We start from the raw sequence: 21,175 nt of genomic DNA on the forward strand, positions 1-21,175 counted from the left end.
GAGTCCGGCTATATCCTCGAACAGCGCCACTTCGACGACAGCGAGGCGGTGGTGTTCAGCGCCAGCGAGGCGGAAGGCGTGTGGACCGCCTACCTGACTCGCGCCCTGCGCACCGGCGCGCCCGGCGACAAGCCGCTCGCCCTGGACGGCAAGTACAACGTCAACTTCGCCCTCCATGATGACCATGCGGCCTCGCGCTTCCACCACGTCTCCTGGCAGTTCGGCCTGATGTTCGGCGCCGAAGAAGTCGACGAGGAGATGGTCGAGATCAACGCCATGCGCATCGAGCGCTGAAGGAAGGAGCAGCAATGAGTCAAGCGAGGCAGTTCCGCGGCTGGATCGGCGCCCTGGCGCCGGCCCTGCTGCTGGTCACCGGGGCGGCCCTGGCCGCCCCTGCCATCACCGGCTACGGCAGCGCCGAGCTCGGCATGTCCCCGGAGCAGGTGCGTGAGCGCCTGGCCGATGATGGCATCGTCGAGGTGACCGAGGCACGCACCGACGACGGCGACCTGATCATCGATGGCCGCCTGGGCGGCGGAACGCCGGCGGTGGAAACCGACCTGCGCTATGTCTTCCCGGCAGGCAGCGAGCGCCTCGCCCTGGTGGTGGCCTTCCATCCCGAGGTGGCCGACCGTGCCGTGGTGAAGGAGCGGCTGATGGCCGAGTACGGCCAGCCCTGGGAAGAGGAGATGGCCGAGTGGTGGCTGGAGCAGCTCGCCGACGGCATGCCCGCTACCCCGCTCGACTTCTCCGCCTGGGGGGGTGACGAGCAGCAGCGCGACCGCTTCGTGCGGCTGTGGACCTTCGAGGATTACCTCACCGTGGAGTATCTGGACACCCGGCTGCTCTCCGGCCGGGAGTGACGCCAGGTCCCGATGCTGACCGGGCCGCCCTCATCGCTCATGGAGAGAGGGGCGGCCCGGTTGCGTGGGCAACCTGGCCCGGCGCGGGTCAGCTCACCCTCGCGTCAGTGGATATCCCTGTGGCACTGGCGCCGGGCGCGATCCATGGCCTCGGCGGCACCCGCCAGGGAGAACACCATGAACCAGGGGTCGTCCTCGGCGCGCATCATTCGCAGGCGCAGGGTCTCGCCGCGCCTCATCTCCTCCACCAGCAGTGCCGGCTCCTCCAGCAGGAACTGCACGTAGAAGCCGCTGTCGCCGCGTTCGGTGATGAACTCCGCCGTCCCGCTGTGGATGGTCTCGTGGTCAACGCGCAGGTCGCCCGGTACCCGGTTGGCCACACGGCTCTCCGCCTGGCGCTCGCCCAGGTCGACGCGCAGCTCCAGCCAGGGGCGCTCGCAGGCCCCGGGGGTGAAGTTGACGCTGAACAGGGAGTCGCTGTAGCTGCTGGCCTCCAGGGCACGGTAGTGGCGCTCATCGCCAAGCGCCAGGGTCAGCGACTGCCACTGGCCGTGGGTCTCGGCATCGAGGGTGTTGTAGACGGCGGCCGTGGCGGTGATGTGGGGAAGCAGCGTGGCCAGCAGCAGGGCCGCGGCGACGGGCAGGGCCGGTTTGGGCTTGGACGTGAACATGAACTCAGTCGAAATCGCGGCTGGGGAGCAGCCAGCCGTCGCCGGGGCGGTGGCCGGCCTGCACCGCCTGCTGGTACTGCGCCACCATCTCGTCGGTGATGGCGGCAAGTGCCTCATCGATGCCGACATGGTCGTCGCTGTGCTCGAAGGAGGGCTCGGCCTGCAGGGGGGTCTGCAGGTAGTGGCTCTGCTCGCAGGTGACACGTTCGCTGCCAGCCTCCCGGTAGCAGCGGATGCGGATCGGGGTGGAGATCTCGCCGAGTTGGAAGATCATCTCGGTGGCCAGAAAGCGCTGCTGATGGATCAGGGGGTGGCGCAGGGCGGCCGGGGTGTCCATGGGCATGGCTCTCCTGAGGAATCGGTCAAGGCCCGCCCGGAAGGGCGATCCGGTCAACATAGCACCCGGTCCACAGAGGGAAAAGGCCAATACCTTGATCTGGATGCGTTGTCGGACTCGGCAAACTATCCCATGCTTCACCCCTAAAGAGGCTTTGCGGATGCATGTTATTGCTCCGACCGATTCGATCCGAAGGTGGAGAGTCCCGTGACAAGAGTCCTGCGACCCTGGCGGGTGATCATGACGCTGCTGATGGCAGTTGCGCTGCTGGCGTTGGGCCTGTCGACCACGGCCCGGGCGGCCGAGTGGTTGCCCATGGTCTTCCCCGAGGCGGATGCGGTCGGTGAGCCCATTGCGGAGCCGCCGGTGCTGCCGGTGCTGCGCGACGGCGAGGTGGTGGGCTACGTCTTCGAGACCAACGATATCGCGCCGATTCCCGCCTACTCCGGCCACCCGGTCAACATGCGGGTCGGGATGGCGCTGGACGGCCGCATCACCGGGGTGGAGGTGCTCGACCACTCCGAGCCGATCATGCTGATCGGCATCCCCGAGACGGTGCTCGATGACTTCGTCGGGCAGTATGCCGGCAAGTCGGTGCGCCAGAAGGTGCGGGTGGGCCTGTCGCGCCAGCAGCGCGAAGGCTACGAGCACGTGGATGCGGTCTCCGGCGCCACCGTCACCGTGGTGGTGATGGGCGAGGGGATCATGCGCTCGGCGCGTCGGGTGGCCCGGCAACTGGACATCCTCGAGGGTGGCGTGGTCGAGCCTGCCACGGTGCGCAACGACCTCCTCGAGGAGGCGAGCTGGGATGATCTGGTGACGGAGGGTGCCATCGGCCACCTGCAGCTGACCCGCGGCGAGGTGGACGAGGCCTTCGTCGGCACCGCAGCCGAAGGCGTCGAGCCCACGCCGGAAGGGAGCGAGGACGAGACCTTCATCGACCTCTATTTCGCCTACCTCAACGTGCCCACCGTGGGTCGCAACCTGCTTGGCGAGCGGCAGTTCGAACAGCTCATGGCGGGCCTGGGCGAGGATGAGCACGCCCTGGCGATCATGGCCAACGGGCGCTACTCCTTCAAGGGCTCCGGCTTCGTGCGCGGCGGGATCTATGACCGCATCATGATCCACCACGGCGGGCGCACCGACCAGTTCCACGATGCCGACATGCGTCGCCTGTGGGGCATCGAGGCCGAGGGCGCACCGCGCTTTGCCGAACGCGACATCTTCATCCTGCGCGAGGAGACCCGCTTCGATCCGGGCCAGGCCTGGGAGCTGGAGCTGCTGGTGCGTCGCCAGGTGGGCGCCCTGGACACCGAGTTCGCGGGCTTCGACGCCGAACTCAAGGTGCCCGAGCGCTTCCTGGTGATTCCCGAGCCCGTGGCCGATGCCATGCTCGAGGACGAGACCACCCAGCTGTGGGTCTCGGTGTGGGAAGACCGCGTCATGCACATCGTGGTGCTGGGTGCCGGCCTCGGCGTGCTCACCTTCATCCTGCTGTTCCAGGACTGGCTGGCCAGGCGGCCGCGGCTGCTGCACACGATTCGCTATGGCTTCCTGGTCTACACCGTGGTGTTTATCGGCTGGTACGCCCTGGCCCAGCTCTCGGTGGTCAACATCCTCACCTTCGCCAATGCGTTGTTCACCGACTTCCAGTGGTCCACCTTCCTGATGGACCCGATGATGTTCCTCCTCTGGAGCTTCGTGGCGGTCACCCTGCTGCTGTGGGGGCGCGGCGTCTACTGCGGCTGGCTTTGCCCCTTCGGCGCCATGCAGGAGCTGATCAGCGCGGTGGCGCTGAAGCTCAAGGTGCCGCAGTTCGAGCTGCCCTTCGCGGTGCACGAGCGGCTGTGGGCGCTCAAGTACATCATCCTGCTGGGGCTGTTCGCCCTCTCCCTGCAGTCCCTGGGCCAGGCCGAGATCTACGCCGAGGTGGAGCCCTTCAAGACCGCCGTGTTGCTCAAGTTCCAGCGCGAGTGGGGCTTCGTGCTCTACGCCGTGGTGCTGCTGGTGATCAGCGCCTTCAACCACAAGTTCTTCTGCCGCTATGTCTGCCCGCTGGGCGCCGGCCTGGCGATCCCCGCGCGCATCCGCCTGTTCGACTGGCTGCGCCGTCACAAGGAGTGCGGCAAGCCCTGTCAGATCTGTGCCAACGAGTGCCATATCCAGGCGATCCACCCCGACGGGCAGATCAACCCCAACGAGTGCCACTACTGCCTGGACTGCCAGATCACCTACCACGACGACCGCAAGTGCCCGCCCATGGTGGTGCAGCGCAAGAAGCGCGAGAAGGCGACTCGGTTGAGCAGCAAGGCGGCCGAGGCCCGGCGGATTCCCGCCACCGAGGTGGCGGGGGACGGCGGCTGAGGGGCAACCGAACCGCTCGCGGCACCGTCCCCCGGGGCATGGCGCCGCAACGGAAGACGAAGGGCCGGCCGCTGAGTCGGCGACGAGACGAGATGTGATCTCGACAACGAAACGGAGAAGCGTCATGAGCGAAAAGCATAAGGGTGACCAGCCCACCGGTACCGTCAACGAGGGGCGCCGCCGCTTCCTGGCGGGTAGCGCCGCGGTAGGTGCGGTCAGCATGGCCGGCGCCGCCGGCGTGGCGGGCGTGGGCGCGATGACCCGCAGCCAGCCGGCCCAGGCGGCCAGCCACGGCAGCGCCGCCAATATCGATGTGGCACCGGGTGAGCTCGACGAGTACTACGGCTTCTGGAGCGGCGGCCACAGCGGCGAGGTCCGCGTCTACGGCGTGCCCTCCATGCGCGAGATCATGCGCATTCCGGTGTTCAACCACTGCTCGGCCTCCGGCTGGGGGATGACCGACGAATCCAAGCGGATCATGGGCGACAGCCACCGCTTCACCAACGGCGATGCCCACCACCCCCACGTCAGCTATACCGACGGCAGCCACGATGGCCGCTACCTGTTCATCAACGACAAGGCCAATACCCGGGTGGCGCGGATTCGCCTCGACGTCTTCAAGACCGACGCCATGGTGACGGTACCCAACGTCCAGGCCATCCACGGCCTGCGCCTGCAGAAGGCCCCGCGCACCGGCTATGTGTTCGCCAACGGCGAGTACATGATCCCGCAGCCCAACGATGGCCGCGACATCAATGACCCGTCGAAGTACTACACCCTGTGGAATGCCATCGACGCCGACACCATGGAGGTGAAGTGGCAGGTGATGGTGGATGGCAACCTGGACAACATGGACGCCGACTACACCGGCAAGTACTGCGCGGCGACCTGCTACAACTCAGAGGGTGCCGTGGACCTGGCCGGCAAGATGCGCGCCGACCGTGACTGGGTGACCGTCTTCAGCATCGAGCGCATCGAGGCGGCGGTGGCCAACGGTGACTTCATGACCATCGGCGACTCCGACGTGCCGGTGGTGGATGGCCGCAAGAGCTCCGACCTCAACGTCACTCGCTATGTGCCGGTGCCGAAGAACCCCCACGGCCTCAACACCTCCACCGATGGCAAGTACTTCATCGCCGCCGGCAAGCTCTCGCCCACCGTGTCGATGATCGAGATCGCCAGGCTCGACGACCTCTTCGAGGGCAACCTCGACGACGAGCGGGACGTGATCGCCGCCGAGCCGGAGATCGGCCTCGGGCCGTTGCATACCACCTTCGACGGCCGCGGCAACGCCTACACCACGGTGTTCATCGACAGCCAGGTGGTGAAGTGGAACATGGAGGACGCCGTACGCCACTACAATGGCGAGGACGTCGAGTACATTCGTCAGAAACTGGACGTGCACTACCAGCCGGGCCACAACCACGCGACCCTCTCCGAATCCAAGGATGCCGATGGCAAGTACTTGTTCTCACTTAACAAGTTCTCGAAGGACCGCTTCCTGCCGGTGGGCCCGCTGCACCCCGAGAACGATCAGATGATCGATATCTCCGGCGACGAGATGGTGCTCCTCCACGACACCCCGACCTTCGCCGAGCCCCACGACGCGGTGATCATCCGCCGCGACCAGATCCAGACCAAGCAGGTCTGGGAGCGCGACGATCCCTACTTCGCCGAGACCATTCGTCGGGCCGAGGAGGATGGCGTCAACGTCGACACCGACAACACCATCATTCGAGACGGCAACAAGGTGCGGGTCTACATGACATCGGTGGCGCCCAACTTCGGCGTCACCGAGATCCCGGCCAAGGTGGGTGACGAGATCACCGTGACCATCACCAACCTCGACCGCATCGAGGACCTCTCCCACGGCTTCTGCGTCGTGGATCACGGGGTGAGCATGGAGATCAGCCCGCAGCAGACCGCCTCGATCACCTTCACGGCCGACAAGCCCGGGGTGTTCTGGTACTACTGCAACTGGTTCTGCCACGCGCTGCATATGGAGATGGTCGGCCGTCTGCTGGTCGAGCCGGCCTGATCCTGCCGCATAGATCATCGGCAGCACCTGCCGGGTCGGCGCCCCGCGCCGGCTCGGCAGGCCCCCTTCGTCACGCAGAGAACACCATGCCAGCAAGATGGTTACTCCCCTTTTTTCTCCTGCTGCTGCCCAGCCTCGCCTCGGCCGCCGAATGGCGTGCCGTCCCCGGCGAGACCCCGCTGCAGCAGGTGCTGGATGCCGCCGCGCCCGGTGACACGGTGTGGGTGGCCGAAGGCGTCCACCTCGGCAACTTTGTGGTCGAGGTGCCCATCACCCTGGTCGGCGAGCCCGGTGCCGTGCTCGACGGCCAGCGCCGCGGCACCGTACTGACCGTGGTCGCCCCAGGCACCACGGTGCGCGACCTGCACATCCGCGAGGACGGTGCGAACATCAACGATATGGACAGCGGTGTCTTCGTGGCCCGCGAGGCGGCGGGGACACGGCTCGAGACCAACCGTATCGAGGCCCGTGGCTTCGGCATCTGGCTCGATGCCGTGCCCGACGTGAAGGTGATCGGCAACCGCATCAGCGGCGACACCGCGCTACGCTCCCAGGATCGTGGCAATGGCCTGCAGCTCTACAACGTCACCGGTGCCGAGATCCGCGACAACGAGGTGTGGGAGGCCCGCGACGGCATCTACATCGACGTCAGCAACCACAACCGGCTGATCGGCAACCTGCTGCGCGACCAGCGCTACGGGGTGCACTACATGTTCTCGCACGCCAACGAGGTGCGCGACAACGAGACCCGCAACAATCGCCTGGGCTATGCGCTGATGCAGTCGCGCCAGCTCGAGGTCATCGGCAACCGCTCCATTCGCGATCAGAACTACGGTTTTCTGATGAACTTCATCGTCGACTCGGTGATCGCCGAGAACGTCGCCATGGAAGCCCAGCGCGGCGGCATGACGTCGGCACCCGATGGCCACGCCATCAGCGGCACCGAGGGCAAGGCGCTGTTCGTCTACAACTCGCTGTTCAACGAGATACGCGACAACCTCTTCGCGCGCACCGAGATTGGCATCCACATGACCGCCGGCTCCGAGGACAACGCGTTCCACGGCAACGCCTTCGTCGGCAACGAGACCCAGGTGAAGTACGTGGCCCTGCGCGAGCAGGAGTGGTCCTTCGAAGGCAGCGGCAACTACTGGAGCGACTACCTGGGCTGGGACCTGAGCGGCGACGGCCTGGGCGATATCCCCTACGAGCCCAACGACTCGGTGGATCGCCTGATCTGGACCTATCCCATGGCCAAGATCCTGATGAACAGCCCGGCGGTGCAGGTGCTGCGCTGGGTGCAGCGCGAGTTCCCGATCCTGCGCCCGCCGGGCGTACGCGACAGCCATCCGCTGATGGCCCTTCCCGACTGGATGGCGGAGATAGTGCAATGACCCAACCCGTGATCGAGATGCGCTCGGTCGGCAAGCGCTTCGGCAAGCTGACCGCCCTCGACGAGGTGAGCCTGACCCTGGGCGAGGGCGAGGTGCTGGGCCTGATGGGCCACAACGGCGCCGGCAAGTCCACCTCCATGAAGCTGATCCTGGGGCTGATCCGGCCCACCAGCGGTGAGCTCCGGGTGTTCGGCCACGATCCCGGCGGTGCCGCGGCCAACGACCTGCGCCTGCGCCTGGGCTACCTGCCCGAGAACGTGCAGTTCTACGAACAGCTCTCGGGCTTCGAGGTGCTCGACTACTTCGCCCGCCTCAAGCGCATCGGCCGCGGTGTCGTCGAGCCGCTGCTGGAGCGCGTGGGGCTGGGCCACGCCATGCACCGCCGGGTGAAGACCTATTCCAAGGGCATGCGCCAGCGCCTCGGGCTGGCCCAGGCGCTGATCGGCGAGCCGCGGCTGATGCTGCTCGACGAGCCCACCGTGGGGCTGGACCCCATGGCCACCCGCGACTTCTACGGCATGGTCGACGAGCTGCGCGGCCGCGGGGTCAGCGTGATCCTCTGCTCCCACGTGCTGCCGGGAGTGGAGCGCCATATCGATCGGGCGGCGATCCTGGGCGAGGGGCGCATGCTCGCCTCGGGCAGCATCGACGAGCTGCGCGAGGCCGCCGACCTGCCGCTGGTGGTGCGCCTGCGCACCCCCCGGGCCGCGGAGAGCCTCGCCGAGTCGCTGCGGCCCCACGGCGTGCTGGCCCGCGTGGCGGGGGATGGCCGCCTCGAGCTCAAGGTGCCGGTGCGCGCTAAGATGGCCGTGCTCCGCGAGCTGATGGCCGACCCCGAGACCGCCGACCTGGACCTGGAGCCGCCCACCCTGGAGTCGCTCTACGCCCACTTCGACGGCACCCTTCGCGACCGGGCGGAGAGCACACCGGCCCCCGCGCCGGCATTCGACGCGCGAGAGGGAGTCAGCGCATGAGAAACCTGATGATCGTGGCCGGCAAGGAGTTCCGCGACGGCCTGCGCAACCGCTGGGTGCTGGCGATCACCCTGGTATTCGGCCTGCTGGCCATCGGCCTGGCCTACTTCGGCGCTGCGGCCTCCGGCCAGGTGGGCTTCACCCGGGTCTCCACCACCATCGTCAGCCTCTCGAGCCTGGCGGTGTTCCTGATTCCGCTGATCGCCCTGATGCTGGCCTACGACAGCATCGTCGGCGAGGACGAGCAGGGCACCCTGCTGCTGCTGCTCACCTACCCCATGAGCCGGGTCGAGATCCTCGCCGGCAAGTTCCTCGGCCATGCGGCGATCCTCGGCGTCTCCACCCTGGTGGGCTTCGGCGTGGCCGGCGCGGTGATCGCCGCCTTCGGCAGCGTGGAGCTGCTCGGCGAGCTGGTGGCGGCCCTGGCGCTGTTCATCCTCTCGGCGATGCTGCTGGGCTGGGCCTTCATCGGCTTCGCCTACCTGATCAGCGTCAGCGTGGCGGAGAAGTCCCGGGCGGCGGGCATCGCCCTGGTGGTGTGGTTCTTCTTCGTCATCGTCTACGACCTGGCGCTGCTGGGGGTGCTGGTGGGCACCGGCGGCGAGGTCAGTGAGGGGCTCTTCCACACCCTGCTGCTGCTCAACCCCACCGACATCTTCCGCATCGTCAACCTGACCTTCTTCGAGGCGGCGCGGACCCAGGCGGGGCTGGCCTCCATCGGCGCGGATGCGGCCTTCCACCCGGCGCTGCTGCTCGGCACCCTGCTGGCCTGGGTGGCGGTGCCGCTGGGCCTGGCACTGTGGATCTTCCGCCGCCGCGAGATCTGACAAGGAAACCGACGAATGCTGACACGCAGGAAATTCATCATCGTGCTGGGGGGCGTGACCCTGGCGGGGCTGGCCGGCTGCGGCAGCGAGGAGGAGGTGGCCGCGGCCTGCGAGCCGCGCCCCTTCCGCGACGACGACGAGTGCGCGGTATGCGGTATGTTCATCGCCGGGTTTGCCGGCCCCAAGGCCCAGGCCTGCCTGCGCGACGGGCGGCTGCTGACCTTCTGCTCCACCTCGGACATGTTCGTGTGGCTGCTGCAGCCCGACTCGGTGCCCCAGCTGCGCCAGGCCTATGTCCACGACATGGGCGCCACCGACTGGGAGCGACCCTCGGATGACGCCTTCATCGCCGCCGACCTGGCGGTCTACGTGACCGAACACCCGCTGATGGGGGCCATGGGGCCCACCCTGGCCTCCTTCGGCCGCGAGGAGGACGCCCGTGCCTTCATGGCCGAGTACGAGGGGCGCCTGCTGGCCTATGAGGAGGTCGATGTGCAGGTGCTCAACGACCTGGCCCGGGCGCATATCCATCGCACCATGTAGGTGGGGTGTGCTGGCTCCGCACGCGAAGCGAAGCGCCCCCGGCAGCCTGGCTGTCGGGGGCGCTGTGGTTCTCCTTGGCGTGGTGGGGGCTTTCGCCGATGAGAGAGGTCTCAGAGCACCGGTTCGAGCATGAAGTCCACCGCGGCCTTCACCTCCTCGTCGCTGAGCTGTAATGCCCCGCCCTTGGGAGGCATGGCCTGGAAGCCGTTGATAGAGCGATCATAGAGGGTCTCCATGCCCTGCTCCAGGCGCGGAGCCCAGGCGGCCTCGTCGCCCTTGATGGGCGCGCTGGCGGCACCGGTCATGTGGCAGGCCATGCAGGCCTGGTTGTAGATGGCCTCGCCATCGGGCTCCGCCTGGACGGCAGCCGAGAGGGCCAGGCCGGCGACGCCGGTCAGGGTCAGGGTAGCAAGTCGCTTCATGAACACGTCTCCAGAATGCATCTTATGGCGTTGAAAAAATCGGAGGCCTCCCTCGCCTCCGATGGTTGGCGGCCATGATCGCCCGGGCGTTCACGGGGTGCCATGACCTGGGTCACGACAGCATGCCTCGTTCAGCATCGTCCCTGACGGCCGCTGGGGCAAGCCCCGCGTGGGTCAGCTCGCCGGGTTCGGGGTGGCGCCATCGCGGGATGCCGGCTCGATCCTCAGCAGCTGAGCCAGCTCCGGTTCCCGGGGGCCGAGCATGTCGGCGAGGGTGTACTTGTCCAGCACGGACATGAAGGCGCGAAGCGCCTCGGCCAGGATCGGCTTCAACCGGCAGGCCGGGGTGATCTTGCACTCGTTATTGTCGCCGAAACACTCCACCAGTTCGATGTCGTTCTCGGTGTCGCGCACCAGCTTGCCCAGCCGGATCTCCTCGGGGGCCTTCTTGAGCAGCAGGCCGCCGTTCTTGCCGCGGATGGCGGTGATGTAGCCCTTGTGGCTCAGGTCCTGCACCACCTTCATCAGGTGGTTGCGTGAGATGTCGAAGCGCCCGGCGATCTCGTGAATGGTGGAGCGCCCCTCTCCCTTTACCGCCAGGTAGAGCAGCACGCGCAGGGAGTAGTCGGTAAAGCGGGTCAGATGCATATGAGGGCTGCCACCTCTCGGCTTGATATTAGTCAATGTTAATAAGCTAAGTGCCTTTCATTCTATTACCTTATGCCTGCCCGGGCGGAGAGTTCCATCCCCCTCGGCGGCGGGGCGCGTTAGCACGAAAGCAGCGACCCCGCAGAACAGCAGGTCGGTCAGTGCCAGCACGACTGGCGCCGCGCCGCCGACCCACAGCACCAGCCAACTGATCAGCAGCAGCACCAGCGCCAGCCGCTTGGCGCGGCGCGGCACTGCGCGCTGTTCCCGCCAGGCGTGCAGGGTGGGCCCCAGGCGCGGATGGTCGTGCAGCCATCGGACCAGCCGCGGCGAGCCCTTGGGGGCGGCCCAGGCCGCCAGCAGCAGGAAGGGCGTGGTGGGCACCACCAGCCCGGCGGTGCCCAGGCCGATGCAGCAGTAGGCCAGCCCGCTCCAGGCGATGCGCGAGACCGGGTGTGTCATGGAACCTCCCCCATGGCGGCGATGCTCAATAAATAGTATTTTACATGAATATTAAAGAGTGGCGCAAAGCCTTCCGCGAGTCGCCCCGGGGGAACCGCTTCCACCGTTCCCGCCTGGCGCTGGCTCTTTCCGCTGGCGGCCCTGCTGCGGGGGGCGGCACTCGCCTGGAGCCTGGCCTGGCGGCGGCTCCACTGGTGTCGGCGCACGGTGCGCCGCGGGCTTGATCCAGGTCAGCTACCTCGAGAAGGGTGCCGACGCGCCGGACCCTGAATGGCATACTCTGCCCTATACGGTGGCGCCGCGGTGCCGGCATCCGGTTAAAGAGGCTGTTTCACGATGCAAGACGACCTGCTGTTCGATCGCCCCCTGGTGGAAAAGTACGACCGTCCGGGGCCCCGCTACACCTCCTACCCCACGGCGCCCCAGTTCCATGCGGCCTTCGCCGAGGATGACTACCGTGCCGCCGCCGAGCGCAGCAACCGGGCCGAGACGCCCAAGGCGCTGTCGGTCTACGTGCACATCCCCTTCTGCAAGAGCCTCTGCTACTACTGCGCCTGCAACAAGATCATCACCCACAACACCGAGCGCGCCGCCGAGTACCTCGAATGGCTCAAGCAGGAGATCCGCGTGCAGGGGGCGCTGTTCGACGAGTCGCGGCGCATGACCCAGCTGCACCTGGGGGGCGGCACGCCCACCTACCTGAGCAACGCCCAGCTTGGCGAGCTGATGGCGGCGCTGGACGAGGTGTTCCACTTCGCCCTGCCCGCCGAGCGCGAGTTCTCCTTGGAGGTGGACCCGCGCACCGTGACGCCCGAGCAGATCCACGAGCTGCATGCTCTGGGCTTCAACCGGCTCAGCTTCGGCGTTCAGGACTTCGACCGTGAGGTGCAGGAGGCGGTGAATCGCCTGCAGAGCGAGGAGCAGGTGGTCGAGCTGGTCCAGGCGGCCCGCGACGCCGGCTTCCAGTCGGTGAGCGTCGACCTGATCTACGGTCTGCCGCTGCAGACCGTGGCCAGCTTCGACACCACCCTGAGCAAGATCATCGCCCTGGCGCCGGACCGCATCGCCGCCTATAGCTACGCCCACCTGCCGGAGCTGTTCAAGGCCCAGCGGCTGATCCGCCCCGAGGACATGCCGCCGCCTGAGCGCAAGCTGGAGCTGCTCGAGCTGACCATCCGCCGGCTCACCGCCGCCGGCTACGTCTACATCGGCATGGACCATTTCGCCCTGCCCGACGACGAGCTCTCCCTGGCCCGCGAGGACGGCACCCTGCAGCGCAACTTCCAGGGCTACTCCACCCATGCCGACTGCGACCTGATCGGCCTGGGCATCACCTCCATCGGCAAGGTGGGCGACACCTACAGCCAGAACGTCAAGGAGACCGCCCAGTATCAGCACCGCCTGGAAGAGGGGCGCCTGCCGGTGTTCCGCGGCTACCGGCTCAGCGATGACGACCGCCTGCGCCGCGACGTGATCAACGCCCTGATGTGCCATGGCCGCATCGACTTCGCCACCATCGAGACCGCGCACGGCATCGTCTTCCGCGACACCTTCGCCGACGCCCTGGAAGAGCTCCAGGAGATGGCCGACGACGGCCTGCTGGCGATCCGCGAAGACGAGATCGAGGTGCTGCCCCGCGGTCGGCTGATGATGCGCAACGCCGCCATGGCCTTCGACGCCTACCTGGCGAAGAGCCAGGGTCGCTACTCCCGCACCGTCTAGCTCCGCCCGGGGCAAGGCCACTGGCTTTCATTGGACGCCGCGCCATCATCGATGCGAGCGGCGTCCTGGCGTTGCGCCGCGCCAGGCCGGGCATCTTCGCTGTCAAATGAAGATGGCTCATGATGTTCGTCGGTTTGCACCAGATATGGGGCTTGCCGAGGTGATATGGTCTATATATGGTAGTCGGGCCGCGGGTGATCGAGGGCTGTCCGGCGACATGATGCATGTCAGTGCAGCCCGGGGAACACCGGCCTAGGATGAACGGTTCGGCGGCCTCGGCCGCGTGGTTATCCTCAGGAGAGCTGTCATGTCCCTGCCGTTGTTGCCTTTACCGTTACAGGCCCTGCCGCGCCTTCCCGCACCCGCCCGCCTGATTCGCGCCGTCGATCCGCGCGTTCCGGTCGGCGTCAAGCGCCGCCTGGTGGAACCGCTGCTCAACCGCACCTTCGCCGAGCCCCTGGCCGAGGGTGAGTTCGACGCTCTCGAGGGGCGCCGCATCACCCTGGCCATCGAGGACCTGGGCATGGCGCTGACCCTGACCCTTGAGAACGAGCGTATCAGGGTCTGTACCGAGCCCGGCGAGGCCTCCATTCGCGGCGGCTGGCGCGAGTTCCTCTGCCTGGCCACCCGCCGCGAGGACCCCGATGCCCTGTTCTTCCAGCGCCGCCTGCTGATCGAGGGCGATACCGAGCTGGGCCTGATGGTCAAGAACCTCCTCGACGGGCGCGAGGAGGGGCTGGCTCAGGGAGCCTTCGGTGACCTGCTGGTCCGCCTGGAGCGGCTGGCGAGACGCACGACCTGACCCATTTCCGATAACCGATTTTCTTCCGGAGCCATCCGCATGAGCACTTCCACCAAGGCCGTGAAGTCATCCAGCGAGGTCCCCCTGCAGGGGCCGTCCCGCGATATCTGGGACTCCAAGTACCGCCTCAAGGATCGCCACGGCAAGCCCGTGGACAAGGATGTGGTCGCCACCTGGGAGCGGGTGGCCCGGGCCCTGGCCGCGGTGGAGGGTGAGCGTGCGGACGAGTGGCTGCCGAAGTTCCGCTGGGCGCTGGAGAACGGTGCCATCCCGGCAGGGCGCATCATGTCCAACGCCGGTGCCGAGGCCTACAAGCCGGCGGTGAGCCTGATCAACTGCACGGTGTCGCGCACCATCCGCGACTCCATGCACGATATCCTCGACTCCGTGGTGGACGCCGGCATGACCCTCAAGGCGGGCTGCGGCATCGGCTATGACTTCTCCACCCTGCGTCACAAGGGCGCCTTCGTGTTCGGCGCCGGTGCCGGCACCAACGGCCCCCTGGCGTTCATGGATATCTACGACAAGATGTGCTTTACGGTGGCCTCCGCCGGCGGACGCCGTGGGGCCCAGATGGGCACCTTCGATGTCGGCCATCCGGACGTGCGCCAGTTCATCGAGGCCAAGCGCGAGGCGGGGCGCCTGCGCCAGTTCAACCTCAGCCTGCTGATCACCGACGAGTTCATGGAGGCGGTGAAGCAGGACGCCGACTGGCCCCTGGCCTTCCCGCTGCACGCCGGCGAGAAGGACGACGTCGAGGCGAGCGAGCTGCTCTACCGCGACTGGCCGGTGGTGGAGGAGGGCTACACCGTCGATGCCGAGGGCCGCGTGGCCTGTCGCATCGTCGAGGTGATCAAGGCCCGCGAGCTCTGGGACACCATCATGAAGTCGACCTACGACTTCGCCGAGCCGGGCTTCATCCTGATCGACCAGGTCAACCGCATGAACAACAACTGGTTCTGCGAGGAGATCCGCGCCACCAACCCCTGCGGCGAGCAGCCACTGCCCCCGGAGGGCGCCTGCCTGCTGGGCTCGGTCAACCTGACCCGTTTCGTCATCGACCCCTTCGGCAGGAAGCCGCGCTTCGACTGGGAGCGCTACCGCCAGGTGGTGGCGATCTTCACCCGCATGCTCGACAACGTGGTGGAGATCAGCGGTCTGCCGCTCGCCGGCCAGCGCCGCGAGATCGAGGCCAAGCGCCGCCATGGCATGGGCTTCCTGGGCCTGGGCTCTACCATGACCATGCTCAAGATTCCCTACGGTTCACCGGAGTCGCTGGCCTTCACCGAAGAGGTGAGCCGCAACCTGGCCGTCGAGGGCTGGAAGCAGGCGCTGGAACTCTCCCGCGAGAAGGGCATGGCACCGGCGCTGGCCGAGGACTTCGAGATCACCCCGAAGATGATGCGCGAGCGCCCCGAGCTCAAGCAGGACGGCTACGAGATCGGCGACAAGGTGCCCGGTCGCATCCTGCACGCCCGCTACAGCCGCTACATGCAGAAGGTCGCCGAGGTGGAACCGGAACTGGTCGCCCAGCTTGCCGAGCACGGCGCGCGCTTCACCCACCACAGCTCCATCGCCCCCACCGGCACGATCTCGCTGTCGCTGGGCAACAATGCCTCCAACGGCATCGAGCCGTCCTTCTCGCACCGCTACTTCCGCAACGTCATCCAGTCGGGCAAGAAGACCAAGGAACAGGTCGAGGTGGTCTCCTTCGAGCTGGCGGCCTACCGACACTTCATTGCCCCCGACGCGGTGGAGAGCGACCTGCCCGACTACTTCATCACCGCCGATTCGGTGAGCCCGAAGCAGCACGTGGCGGTGCAGGCCGCTGCCCAGGCCTGGGTCGACTCCGCCATCTCCAAGACGGTGAACGTGCCCACCGACTTCCCCTTCGAGGAGTTCAAGGACCTCTACCTGGACGCCTATCGGAGCAAGCTAAAGGGCTGTACCACCTTCCGCTTCAATCCGGAGGCCTTCCAGGGTGTGCTGGTGCGCGAGGACGATCTCAAGAACACCACCTATGTGTTCGAACTGGAGAACGGCGATACCGTGGAACTGGCCGGTGACGAGAAGATCATCTACGACGGCGAGGAGCACAACGCGGCGAACCTCTATGATGCGCTGAAGGAAGGCACCTATGGCAAGTGGTAAGCCATTCCACCTGCTGCCGAGCGCCAGTCAACAACTTATCGGAGGAGCCTCCTGATGGCCGTCGAGATCAATTCCAAGATCGTTTCCTACAGCATCAAGAAGGCGGTGGAAGAGCCACCGTTGCCCGAGGAGAACCCGCTCACGGTGCGCATCCCCTCGCGCCCCGAGGGTACCCTGGAGGCCGTGTCGGAGAAGATCTCCTACGTCGGCGCCGAGGGGCGCAAGAAGGTCTACCTGCTGGTCTCCTTCATGCCCGTGGAGGGCGTGCTGGGCGGCAAGCGGGTGGTGGTAGAGCGCCCGGTGGAGTTCTTCTTCCCCTCCGGCCAGCTCTCCAGCGAGCACCAGTGGATCACCGCCACCATGCGCAGCCTGTCGCTGGCCGCCCGCGGTGGTTACGTCACCCAGGCGGTAGCCGACCTGCGCAAGGTGGCCTGGGACAAGGGCCTGGTGCGCTGCGGGATGAACCGCTGGGGCAAGCCGATGTTCCACGATTCCGAGGTGGCGGCCATCGCCTGGTCGATCCAGCAGATCCTCTTCCGCCGCGGCTTCCTCGACCAGGATGGCAACCAGGTGCCGGTGGAGGAGCTGGTGACCCGCTACGCCCAGCGCCAGGCCAGCGGCCACCTCTGGCATCCGCCCACCGCGGAGGAGATCGAGCAGGCCGAACGCAAGGCTCAGCATGCCGATCATGCCAAGGGCGACGGCCCCACCGTGGTGGGCCACTGCCCCGAGTGCCGCGGCGAGCTGATCATGATGGATGGCTGCCCGACGTGCTATGCGGGCTGTGGCTGGTCCAAGTGCGGTTAACTTCCGTGCGGTCCACTACCGTTCGGCCAAGCGCCGGGCGCTGACGGGCCAGAGCAGGACACGCATTGCCCCGAGTCACGAGAGTGGCCCGGGGCGATGGCGTTTCTGGGGTGCTCAGCCGCGCAACTCGAGGTGCTCGAAATGGCGCCGGAGCCGTCGCACCAGGGTCTCCAGAGCCTCACGTGGCGGAGCCTCGGCCAGGGGCTCGCAGTAGCCGGGGTCGAGGCAGCGCTCCCGCCGCGCCAGCTGGATGGCATAGCGGCGTACCCCGCAGTCGGCCAGGGTCATGGCCAGCCGCTCGAGCTCCTCCAGGGTGAAGTCGCGCCAGTGCACCGTGGTGCGACACTCGAAGGGAGTGTTGCCCTCCAGCAGCAGCGAGAGGCTGCGCGCGTGGCGCCGCCAGATGCCGGGCCGGCCGCTGATGCGGTCGAAGTCGGCGCCGCGTCCCTTGGTATCCAGGGCGACCCAGTCGAGCCGCGGCAGCAGCGCCTCGAGCCGCTCCGGGTAGGGGCCGGCGGTATGCAGCCCCACCGCCAGGCCCAGGGCCCGGCAGGCGTCGGCGGCGGCGGGCAGGTCGGGGTGCAGGGTGGGCTCGCCGCCGCTGAACACCACGGCGTCGATCTCCCCCAACCGAGTGGCCAGCAGCGCCTCCATGGCCCGCCATTCGTCCGGGGCGGCTCGGCGTGCCGGGCCCATGCGGCTTGCCGTCTCGCAGTAGCCGCACTGCAGCGGGCAACCCTGCAGGTGGACCACCGCCGCCCGTCGGCCCGGGAAGGCGTGATCGTCCCGGGCGTCGAAGCCGGCGATGGGCAGGCGGATCTCGCCGGCGAGCGCGTCCTGTAGCGGGATCATGGGGCGCTTATCCGAGGGCGGCCAGCCCGGCGGCCCGGCTGTGGTCCATGCCGGGCCGACCGTGCCAGTAGCCGTCGCAGATCTCGGCGTCGACCAGGCTGAGCGGGTCCGGCTCGGCCAGCTCGCCGCGGCGGGCGGCGTCGAAGGCGGCCACCACCTCGGCCATGCCCTCGTGGCGGGGGCTCAGGCGGGCGATGCACACGCCCATCTCGGCCATGGCGGGCACCTCATGGCGCAGGTCCTGGCAGGCCCCGGAGAGGGTCTGGATGCCGTTCAGGGTGAAGACCTGGGCTGCCTCCTGGGAGCGCAGCGCCAGGCCCTCCGGATGCTTCTGGCAGACGAACTGGCAGCGGTCCTTGGGCTTCTGGTAGCGCCGCGCGGTAAAGCAGCGCGACGACCAGGCGAGCGGCAGGTGGCCATACGCGAACACCTCGCAGGGGGCCTCGAGGTCCTGCTCGCGGCAGTCGGCCAGCAGCCGGGTCAGGTCATCCCTCGACATCTCCACCGGGGCCTGCCAGCGCCGCATGCCGGCCCGGGACAGCACGGAAAGTGTGGCCGGGTTGTAGAGGTTCAGGGTGGCACCGGCTACGAAGGGCAGGCCGGCCGAGGAGAGGCGCTGCAGGGCGCTCTGGTCGTTGGCTTCCACCAGGAACTCGCCGTTGTCGCACAGCTTGCGCAGGTCGCGCAGGTCGGCCTCGGACTCGATCAGGGTCTGGCTCGCGAGCACCACCTGCTTGCCGCTCTGGGCCAGTTCGCGGCCGATGCTCATCCAGTCGTCGAGCTTCATGTCCCGGCGGCGAGAGCAGACCGACTCGCCCAGGTGGACGATCTCGACGGGCCAGTCGGCGGCCTCGCGGTAGAAGTCGGCGTAGCGCTCGCGTGTCCAGTAGAAGAGCACCGGGCCCAGCGACAGCTGGAGCGTGGGGGTCTCGGACATGGGGCTCTCTCCTATTTCCAGCGGCGCTCGTAGGCGCCCAGGGTGGTGGTGCTGCCTTCGGACACCTCGCCGAGGCCGGTCATCCAGGCGGGCTCGGCGTGGAAGCGACCCGGGGCTCGCTCGAGACGATCCAGGGCCTGGCGCCAGATGCCGGCCACCTTCGACACATAGGCCGGGCTGCGCTGGCGGCCTTCGATCTTCACCGCGCTGATGCCGAGCTCCGCGAGTTCGGGCAAGAGCTCCAGGGTGTTGAGGCTGGTGGGCTCCTCGATGGCGTGGTAGGTCTCGCCCCCCACCTCGAAGCGCCCCTTGCACAGCGTCGGGTAGCCGGCGTTCTCGCCCTCGCCGTAGCGGTCGATCAGCACGCCGTTGAGGCGCGACTCCAGCCCCTGGGGGGTCTCCTCCCAGCGCACGTGGGCGGCCGGCGAGCAGACCCCGCGGGTGTTGGGGGATTCGCCGGTGAGATACGACGAGAGGTAGCAGCGCCCCTCGGCCATGATGCAGAGGCTGCCGAAGGCGAACACCTCGAGCTCCACCGGGCTCTGCTTGGCGAGGTCGCGCACCTGGGTGATCGACAGCACCCGGGGCAGCACGGCACGCCGGATGCCGAACTGGTCGTGGTAGAAGCGCAGAGCCTCATGGCTGGTCGCCGAGCCCTGCACCGAGAGGTGGCGGGCGAGGTCCGGGTGGCGGCGGGCGGCGTAGTCGAGCAGCCCCATGTCGGCCATGATCAGGGCGTCGACGCCGAGCTCCGCGGCCTGGTCCACGGCGCGGGTCCACAGCGCCCAGCCGTCCGGCTGCGGGTAGGTGTTGATGGCGCAGAACACCTTCCTGCCGCGGGCGTGGGCGTAGTCGATCCCCTCCCGGGCGCGCCTGTCGGTGAAGTTGAGTCCGGCAAACTGGCGGGCGTTGGTGGTGTTCTGGAAGCCGAAATAGACGGCATCGGCCCCTTCATCCACGGCGCGCTTCAGGGCGGGCAGGTTGCCGGCGGGGCAGACGAGCTCCATGGTGAGCCTCCTGTGGTGGGAATCCCGACCATGCTAGTCGAGCTTTCCTCGGGGGCCTTTGACTGGCGTCATGGCGAGGGGGATTCGCAGCAGGGAGTGAGAGGTCACGCCGGGGCCATGAGGTGGATATTCGACGAGGCTCTGCGCTGGTGCCTGGCCTAGTCTTGAGACAGGCATGCTCATCAGCGGTGTGGCCATGGACATTGAATGTCTATTCGATGCGAGCTATGTGCGGGTACTGAGCCGGGAGATCGAGGGACAGGCGTTCTTCGCGGCCTTCTATGAGCGCTTTCTCGCGGCTTCCCCGGAGGTGTCAGAGAAGTTTCACCAGACCGACATGGCGCGGCAGCGGGCCATGCTGAAGAAGGCCTTCTATCGCCTTCTGTCGTTCTACGTGTCGAGCCATGCCGACTACTACCTGAAAGAGGTGGCGGTCAGCCACAGTCGTGCGCACCTCGATATCGCCCCGGCGCTCTATGACCTCTGGCTCGAGACCCTGATCGATACGGTTCGTGTCTACGACGAGCAGTTCGATGACGAGATCGAGCTGGCCTGGCGGTTGGTGATGACGCCGGGCATCGTCTTCATGACGTTCCACTACGACCGGGGGGATGGCCGCGACAGCTGAGCCCGCCTTCGTGATCATCGCCCCAGGCGAGCCCCCATGGACGATGCCATGGGGGCTCGCTTCGTGGCTGGATCAGGACGATGTGAGCCGGATGGGGTCTCAGCCGGCTCGTTCGAACAGCAGGTTATTCTCCAGGTGGATGTGCTGCATCAGGTCGTCGCGGAATTCGCGCAGCCCGGTATAGAGGGCGCGCCAGGTGGTGCAGGCGCCCCTGGGCGGCGTGATGTTGTCGGTCAGCGCCAGCACCTGCTCGAGGTTCTCGCCGTGGTCGTCATGCTCGTGGCGCATCACCGCGATGGGCCCCTGGGCCTGTGCGGCAAGGCCCCGGCGCAGCATCGGGAAGAGGATCTGCTCCTCCTTCTGCATATGGCTCTCCATCTCCTGGTGGATGGTGGTGAGCAGGTCGGCCAGGCCGTTGGGGCAGGTGTCGCGCTCGCCGTGGACCTGCTCGACGCGACGGGCCATGCGCACCAGTTCGGGCAGCTGCTGGCGGTGGACATCGTGATAGCGGGTCAGGATATGGTCGATCAGCTCGTCGTTGCTGGCCTTCCGCCAGTCGCGCTCCTCGCTCGTGCCCTGCGGCAGCGCCTCGAGCTCGGCGACCAGGGCCTCGGGGGCCAGGCCGATGCGCTCGGCGGCCTCGCGCAGGCTGATGCGTCCGCCGCAGCAGAAGTCGATGTTGTGGTCGCGAAATACCCGGGTGGCGCCGGGCAGGGTCAGGGCGGTGCG

22 protein-coding genes are annotated in these 21,175 nt (G+C 67.4%); 13 read left to right on the top strand and 9 right to left on the bottom strand.

All coding sequences use genetic code 11. From position 1 onward, the window contains the following. A partial coding sequence (locus tag IBX53_RS07995; protein WP_290907661.1) for an ethylbenzene dehydrogenase-related protein occupies positions 1-294 on the top strand: 294 nt, incomplete at its 5' end. A 14-nt stretch (positions 295-308) separates the two neighbouring features. Next, positions 309-863 (top strand): hypothetical protein, encoded by a 555-nt coding sequence (locus IBX53_RS08000; RefSeq protein WP_290907663.1) that lies wholly within the window; start codon positions 309-311, stop codon positions 861-863. A 104-nt stretch (positions 864-967) separates the two neighbouring features. Here the strand turns inward: IBX53_RS08000 and IBX53_RS08005 are convergent, their stop codons facing one another. Both IBX53_RS08005 and IBX53_RS08010 read right to left on the bottom strand, forming a co-directional pair. Next, on the bottom strand, positions 968-1,534 hold the full coding sequence (locus IBX53_RS08005; RefSeq protein ID WP_290907666.1) for a hypothetical protein: 567 nt from the start codon (positions 1,532-1,534) through the stop codon (positions 968-970). A gap of 4 nt (positions 1,535-1,538) precedes the next feature. Beyond that, positions 1,539-1,871, bottom strand: a complete 333-nt coding sequence (locus IBX53_RS08010) for a hypothetical protein (RefSeq protein WP_290907669.1) — start codon at positions 1,869-1,871, stop codon at positions 1,539-1,541. 207 nt (positions 1,872-2,078) lie between these two features. On the opposite strand from IBX53_RS08010, the gene nosR reads away from it, so the two are divergent. The 6 genes from nosR (at position 2,079) to IBX53_RS08040 (ending at position 10,008) form a co-directional block, all read left to right on the top strand. After that, on the top strand, positions 2,079-4,235 hold the full coding sequence (nosR, locus tag IBX53_RS08015; RefSeq protein WP_290907672.1) for a transcriptional regulator NosR: 2,157 nt from the start codon (positions 2,079-2,081) through the stop codon (positions 4,233-4,235). Between the two features lie 124 nt (positions 4,236-4,359). Next, positions 4,360-6,273: a TAT-dependent nitrous-oxide reductase gene (gene nosZ, locus IBX53_RS08020; protein WP_290907675.1), complete on the top strand. Its 1,914-nt coding sequence runs from the start codon at positions 4,360-4,362 to the stop codon at positions 6,271-6,273. 86 nt (positions 6,274-6,359) lie between these two features. After that, entirely contained in the window at positions 6,360-7,664 is a 1,305-nt protein-coding gene (locus IBX53_RS08025) for a nitrous oxide reductase family maturation protein NosD (RefSeq protein WP_290907678.1), read from the top strand. Then, positions 7,661-8,638, top strand: coding sequence for an ABC transporter ATP-binding protein (locus IBX53_RS08030; protein WP_290907681.1), 978 nt, complete (start codon positions 7,661-7,663; stop codon positions 8,636-8,638). The genes IBX53_RS08025 and IBX53_RS08030 overlap by 4 nt, the downstream gene beginning before the upstream one ends. Next, on the top strand, positions 8,635-9,465 hold the full coding sequence (locus IBX53_RS08035) for an ABC transporter permease subunit (RefSeq protein WP_290907684.1): 831 nt from the start codon (positions 8,635-8,637) through the stop codon (positions 9,463-9,465). Before IBX53_RS08030 ends, IBX53_RS08035 begins: the two co-directional genes overlap by 4 nt. Positions 9,466-9,480: 15 nt before the next feature. After that, positions 9,481-10,008 (top strand): nitrous oxide reductase accessory protein NosL, encoded by a 528-nt coding sequence (locus IBX53_RS08040; protein WP_290907687.1) that lies wholly within the window; start codon positions 9,481-9,483, stop codon positions 10,006-10,008. A gap of 110 nt (positions 10,009-10,118) precedes the next feature. Here the strand turns inward: IBX53_RS08040 and IBX53_RS08045 are convergent, their stop codons facing one another. From IBX53_RS08045 to IBX53_RS08055, 3 genes are all read right to left on the bottom strand, one after another. Further along, the gene (locus IBX53_RS08045; RefSeq protein WP_290907690.1) at positions 10,119-10,430 is read right to left on the bottom strand and encodes a c-type cytochrome; all 312 of its coding nucleotides are present in this window, start codon (positions 10,428-10,430) and stop codon (positions 10,119-10,121) included. Positions 10,431-10,604: 174 nt separating this feature from the next. Next, positions 10,605-11,078, bottom strand: a complete 474-nt coding sequence (locus tag IBX53_RS08050) for an Rrf2 family transcriptional regulator (protein ID WP_290907692.1) — start codon at positions 11,076-11,078, stop codon at positions 10,605-10,607. A 57-nt stretch (positions 11,079-11,135) separates the two neighbouring features. Then, complete coding sequence (locus IBX53_RS08055) at positions 11,136-11,540, bottom strand: YbaN family protein (RefSeq protein ID WP_290907695.1); 405 nt, start codon at positions 11,538-11,540, stop codon at positions 11,136-11,138. A gap of 336 nt (positions 11,541-11,876) precedes the next feature. Here IBX53_RS08055 and hemN point away from each other — a divergent pair, with 336 nt between their 5' ends. The 4 genes from hemN (at position 11,877) to IBX53_RS08075 (ending at position 17,022) form a co-directional block, all read left to right on the top strand. Beyond that, positions 11,877-13,262, top strand: a complete 1,386-nt coding sequence (gene hemN / locus IBX53_RS08060) for an oxygen-independent coproporphyrinogen III oxidase (protein WP_290907698.1) — start codon at positions 11,877-11,879, stop codon at positions 13,260-13,262. 307 nt (positions 13,263-13,569) lie between these two features. After that, positions 13,570-14,064 carry an SCP2 sterol-binding domain-containing protein gene (locus IBX53_RS08065; protein WP_290907701.1) on the top strand — a complete coding sequence of 165 codons (495 nt, stop codon included), beginning with the start codon at positions 13,570-13,572 and terminating at the stop codon, positions 14,062-14,064. Between the two features lie 39 nt (positions 14,065-14,103). Then, entirely contained in the window at positions 14,104-16,215 is a 2,112-nt protein-coding gene (locus IBX53_RS08070) for an adenosylcobalamin-dependent ribonucleoside-diphosphate reductase (protein ID WP_290907705.1), read from the top strand. Between the two features lie 54 nt (positions 16,216-16,269). Further along, positions 16,270-17,022, top strand: a complete 753-nt coding sequence (locus tag IBX53_RS08075) for a ribonucleoside-diphosphate reductase (protein ID WP_290907708.1) — start codon at positions 16,270-16,272, stop codon at positions 17,020-17,022. Positions 17,023-17,136: 114 nt separating this feature from the next. Here the strand turns inward: IBX53_RS08075 and IBX53_RS08080 are convergent, their stop codons facing one another. From IBX53_RS08080 to IBX53_RS08090, 3 genes are read right to left on the bottom strand one after another with little or no spacing between them, the layout of a single operon-like run. Beyond that, entirely contained in the window at positions 17,137-17,874 is a 738-nt protein-coding gene (locus tag IBX53_RS08080) for an anaerobic ribonucleoside-triphosphate reductase activating protein (protein ID WP_290907711.1), read from the bottom strand. A 7-nt stretch (positions 17,875-17,881) separates the two neighbouring features. Beyond that, positions 17,882-18,811, bottom strand: a complete 930-nt coding sequence (locus IBX53_RS08085) for a U32 family peptidase (protein ID WP_290907714.1) — start codon at positions 18,809-18,811, stop codon at positions 17,882-17,884. Between the two features lie 11 nt (positions 18,812-18,822). Further along, a complete protein-coding gene (locus tag IBX53_RS08090; protein WP_290907717.1) occupies positions 18,823-19,818 on the bottom strand; it encodes a peptidase U32 family protein in 996 nt (331 codons plus the stop codon). Between the two features lie 175 nt (positions 19,819-19,993). On the opposite strand from IBX53_RS08090, the gene IBX53_RS08095 reads away from it, so the two are divergent. Continuing rightward, on the top strand, positions 19,994-20,446 hold the full coding sequence (locus IBX53_RS08095; RefSeq protein WP_290907721.1) for a globin: 453 nt from the start codon (positions 19,994-19,996) through the stop codon (positions 20,444-20,446). A 99-nt stretch (positions 20,447-20,545) separates the two neighbouring features. Here IBX53_RS08095 and ytfE read toward each other — a convergent pair whose 3' ends face one another. Then, positions 20,546-21,166, bottom strand: a complete 621-nt coding sequence (gene ytfE / locus IBX53_RS08100; RefSeq protein ID WP_290907723.1) for an iron-sulfur cluster repair protein YtfE — start codon at positions 21,164-21,166, stop codon at positions 20,546-20,548. Positions 21,167-21,175 lie beyond the last annotated feature (9 nt).

The sequence above is a fragment of the Halomonas sp. genome, from assembly GCF_014859505.1.
Classification (GTDB): Bacteria; Pseudomonadota; Gammaproteobacteria; order Pseudomonadales; family Halomonadaceae; genus Halomonas.

Coding starts and splice junctions, on each gene's coding strand:
- IBX53_RS08000 (WP_290907663.1), top strand. CDS start 309: ATGAGTCAAGCGAGGCAGTTCCGCGGCTGGATCGGCGCCCTGGCGCCG.
- IBX53_RS08005 (WP_290907666.1), bottom strand. CDS start 1,534: ATGTTCACGTCCAAGCCCAAACCGGCCCTGCCCGTCGCCGCGGCCCTG.
- IBX53_RS08010 (WP_290907669.1), bottom strand. CDS start 1,871: ATGGACACCCCGGCCGCCCTGCGCCACCCCCTGATCCATCAGCAGCGC.
- nosZ (WP_290907675.1), top strand. CDS start 4,360: ATGAGCGAAAAGCATAAGGGTGACCAGCCCACCGGTACCGTCAACGAG.
- IBX53_RS08025 (WP_290907678.1), top strand. CDS start 6,360: ATGCCAGCAAGATGGTTACTCCCCTTTTTTCTCCTGCTGCTGCCCAGC.
- IBX53_RS08030 (WP_290907681.1), top strand. CDS start 7,661: ATGACCCAACCCGTGATCGAGATGCGCTCGGTCGGCAAGCGCTTCGGC.
- IBX53_RS08035 (WP_290907684.1), top strand. CDS start 8,635: ATGAGAAACCTGATGATCGTGGCCGGCAAGGAGTTCCGCGACGGCCTG.
- IBX53_RS08040 (WP_290907687.1), top strand. CDS start 9,481: ATGCTGACACGCAGGAAATTCATCATCGTGCTGGGGGGCGTGACCCTG.
- IBX53_RS08045 (WP_290907690.1), bottom strand. CDS start 10,430: ATGAAGCGACTTGCTACCCTGACCCTGACCGGCGTCGCCGGCCTGGCC.
- IBX53_RS08050 (WP_290907692.1), bottom strand. CDS start 11,078: ATGCATCTGACCCGCTTTACCGACTACTCCCTGCGCGTGCTGCTCTAC.
- IBX53_RS08055 (WP_290907695.1), bottom strand. CDS start 11,540: ATGACACACCCGGTCTCGCGCATCGCCTGGAGCGGGCTGGCCTACTGC.
- hemN (WP_290907698.1), top strand. CDS start 11,877: ATGCAAGACGACCTGCTGTTCGATCGCCCCCTGGTGGAAAAGTACGAC.
- IBX53_RS08065 (WP_290907701.1), top strand. CDS start 13,570: ATGTCCCTGCCGTTGTTGCCTTTACCGTTACAGGCCCTGCCGCGCCTT.
- IBX53_RS08070 (WP_290907705.1), top strand. CDS start 14,104: ATGAGCACTTCCACCAAGGCCGTGAAGTCATCCAGCGAGGTCCCCCTG.
- IBX53_RS08075 (WP_290907708.1), top strand. CDS start 16,270: ATGGCCGTCGAGATCAATTCCAAGATCGTTTCCTACAGCATCAAGAAG.
- IBX53_RS08080 (WP_290907711.1), bottom strand. CDS start 17,874: ATGATCCCGCTACAGGACGCGCTCGCCGGCGAGATCCGCCTGCCCATC.
- IBX53_RS08085 (WP_290907714.1), bottom strand. CDS start 18,811: ATGTCCGAGACCCCCACGCTCCAGCTGTCGCTGGGCCCGGTGCTCTTC.
- IBX53_RS08090 (WP_290907717.1), bottom strand. CDS start 19,818: ATGGAGCTCGTCTGCCCCGCCGGCAACCTGCCCGCCCTGAAGCGCGCC.
- IBX53_RS08095 (WP_290907721.1), top strand. CDS start 19,994: ATGCTCATCAGCGGTGTGGCCATGGACATTGAATGTCTATTCGATGCG.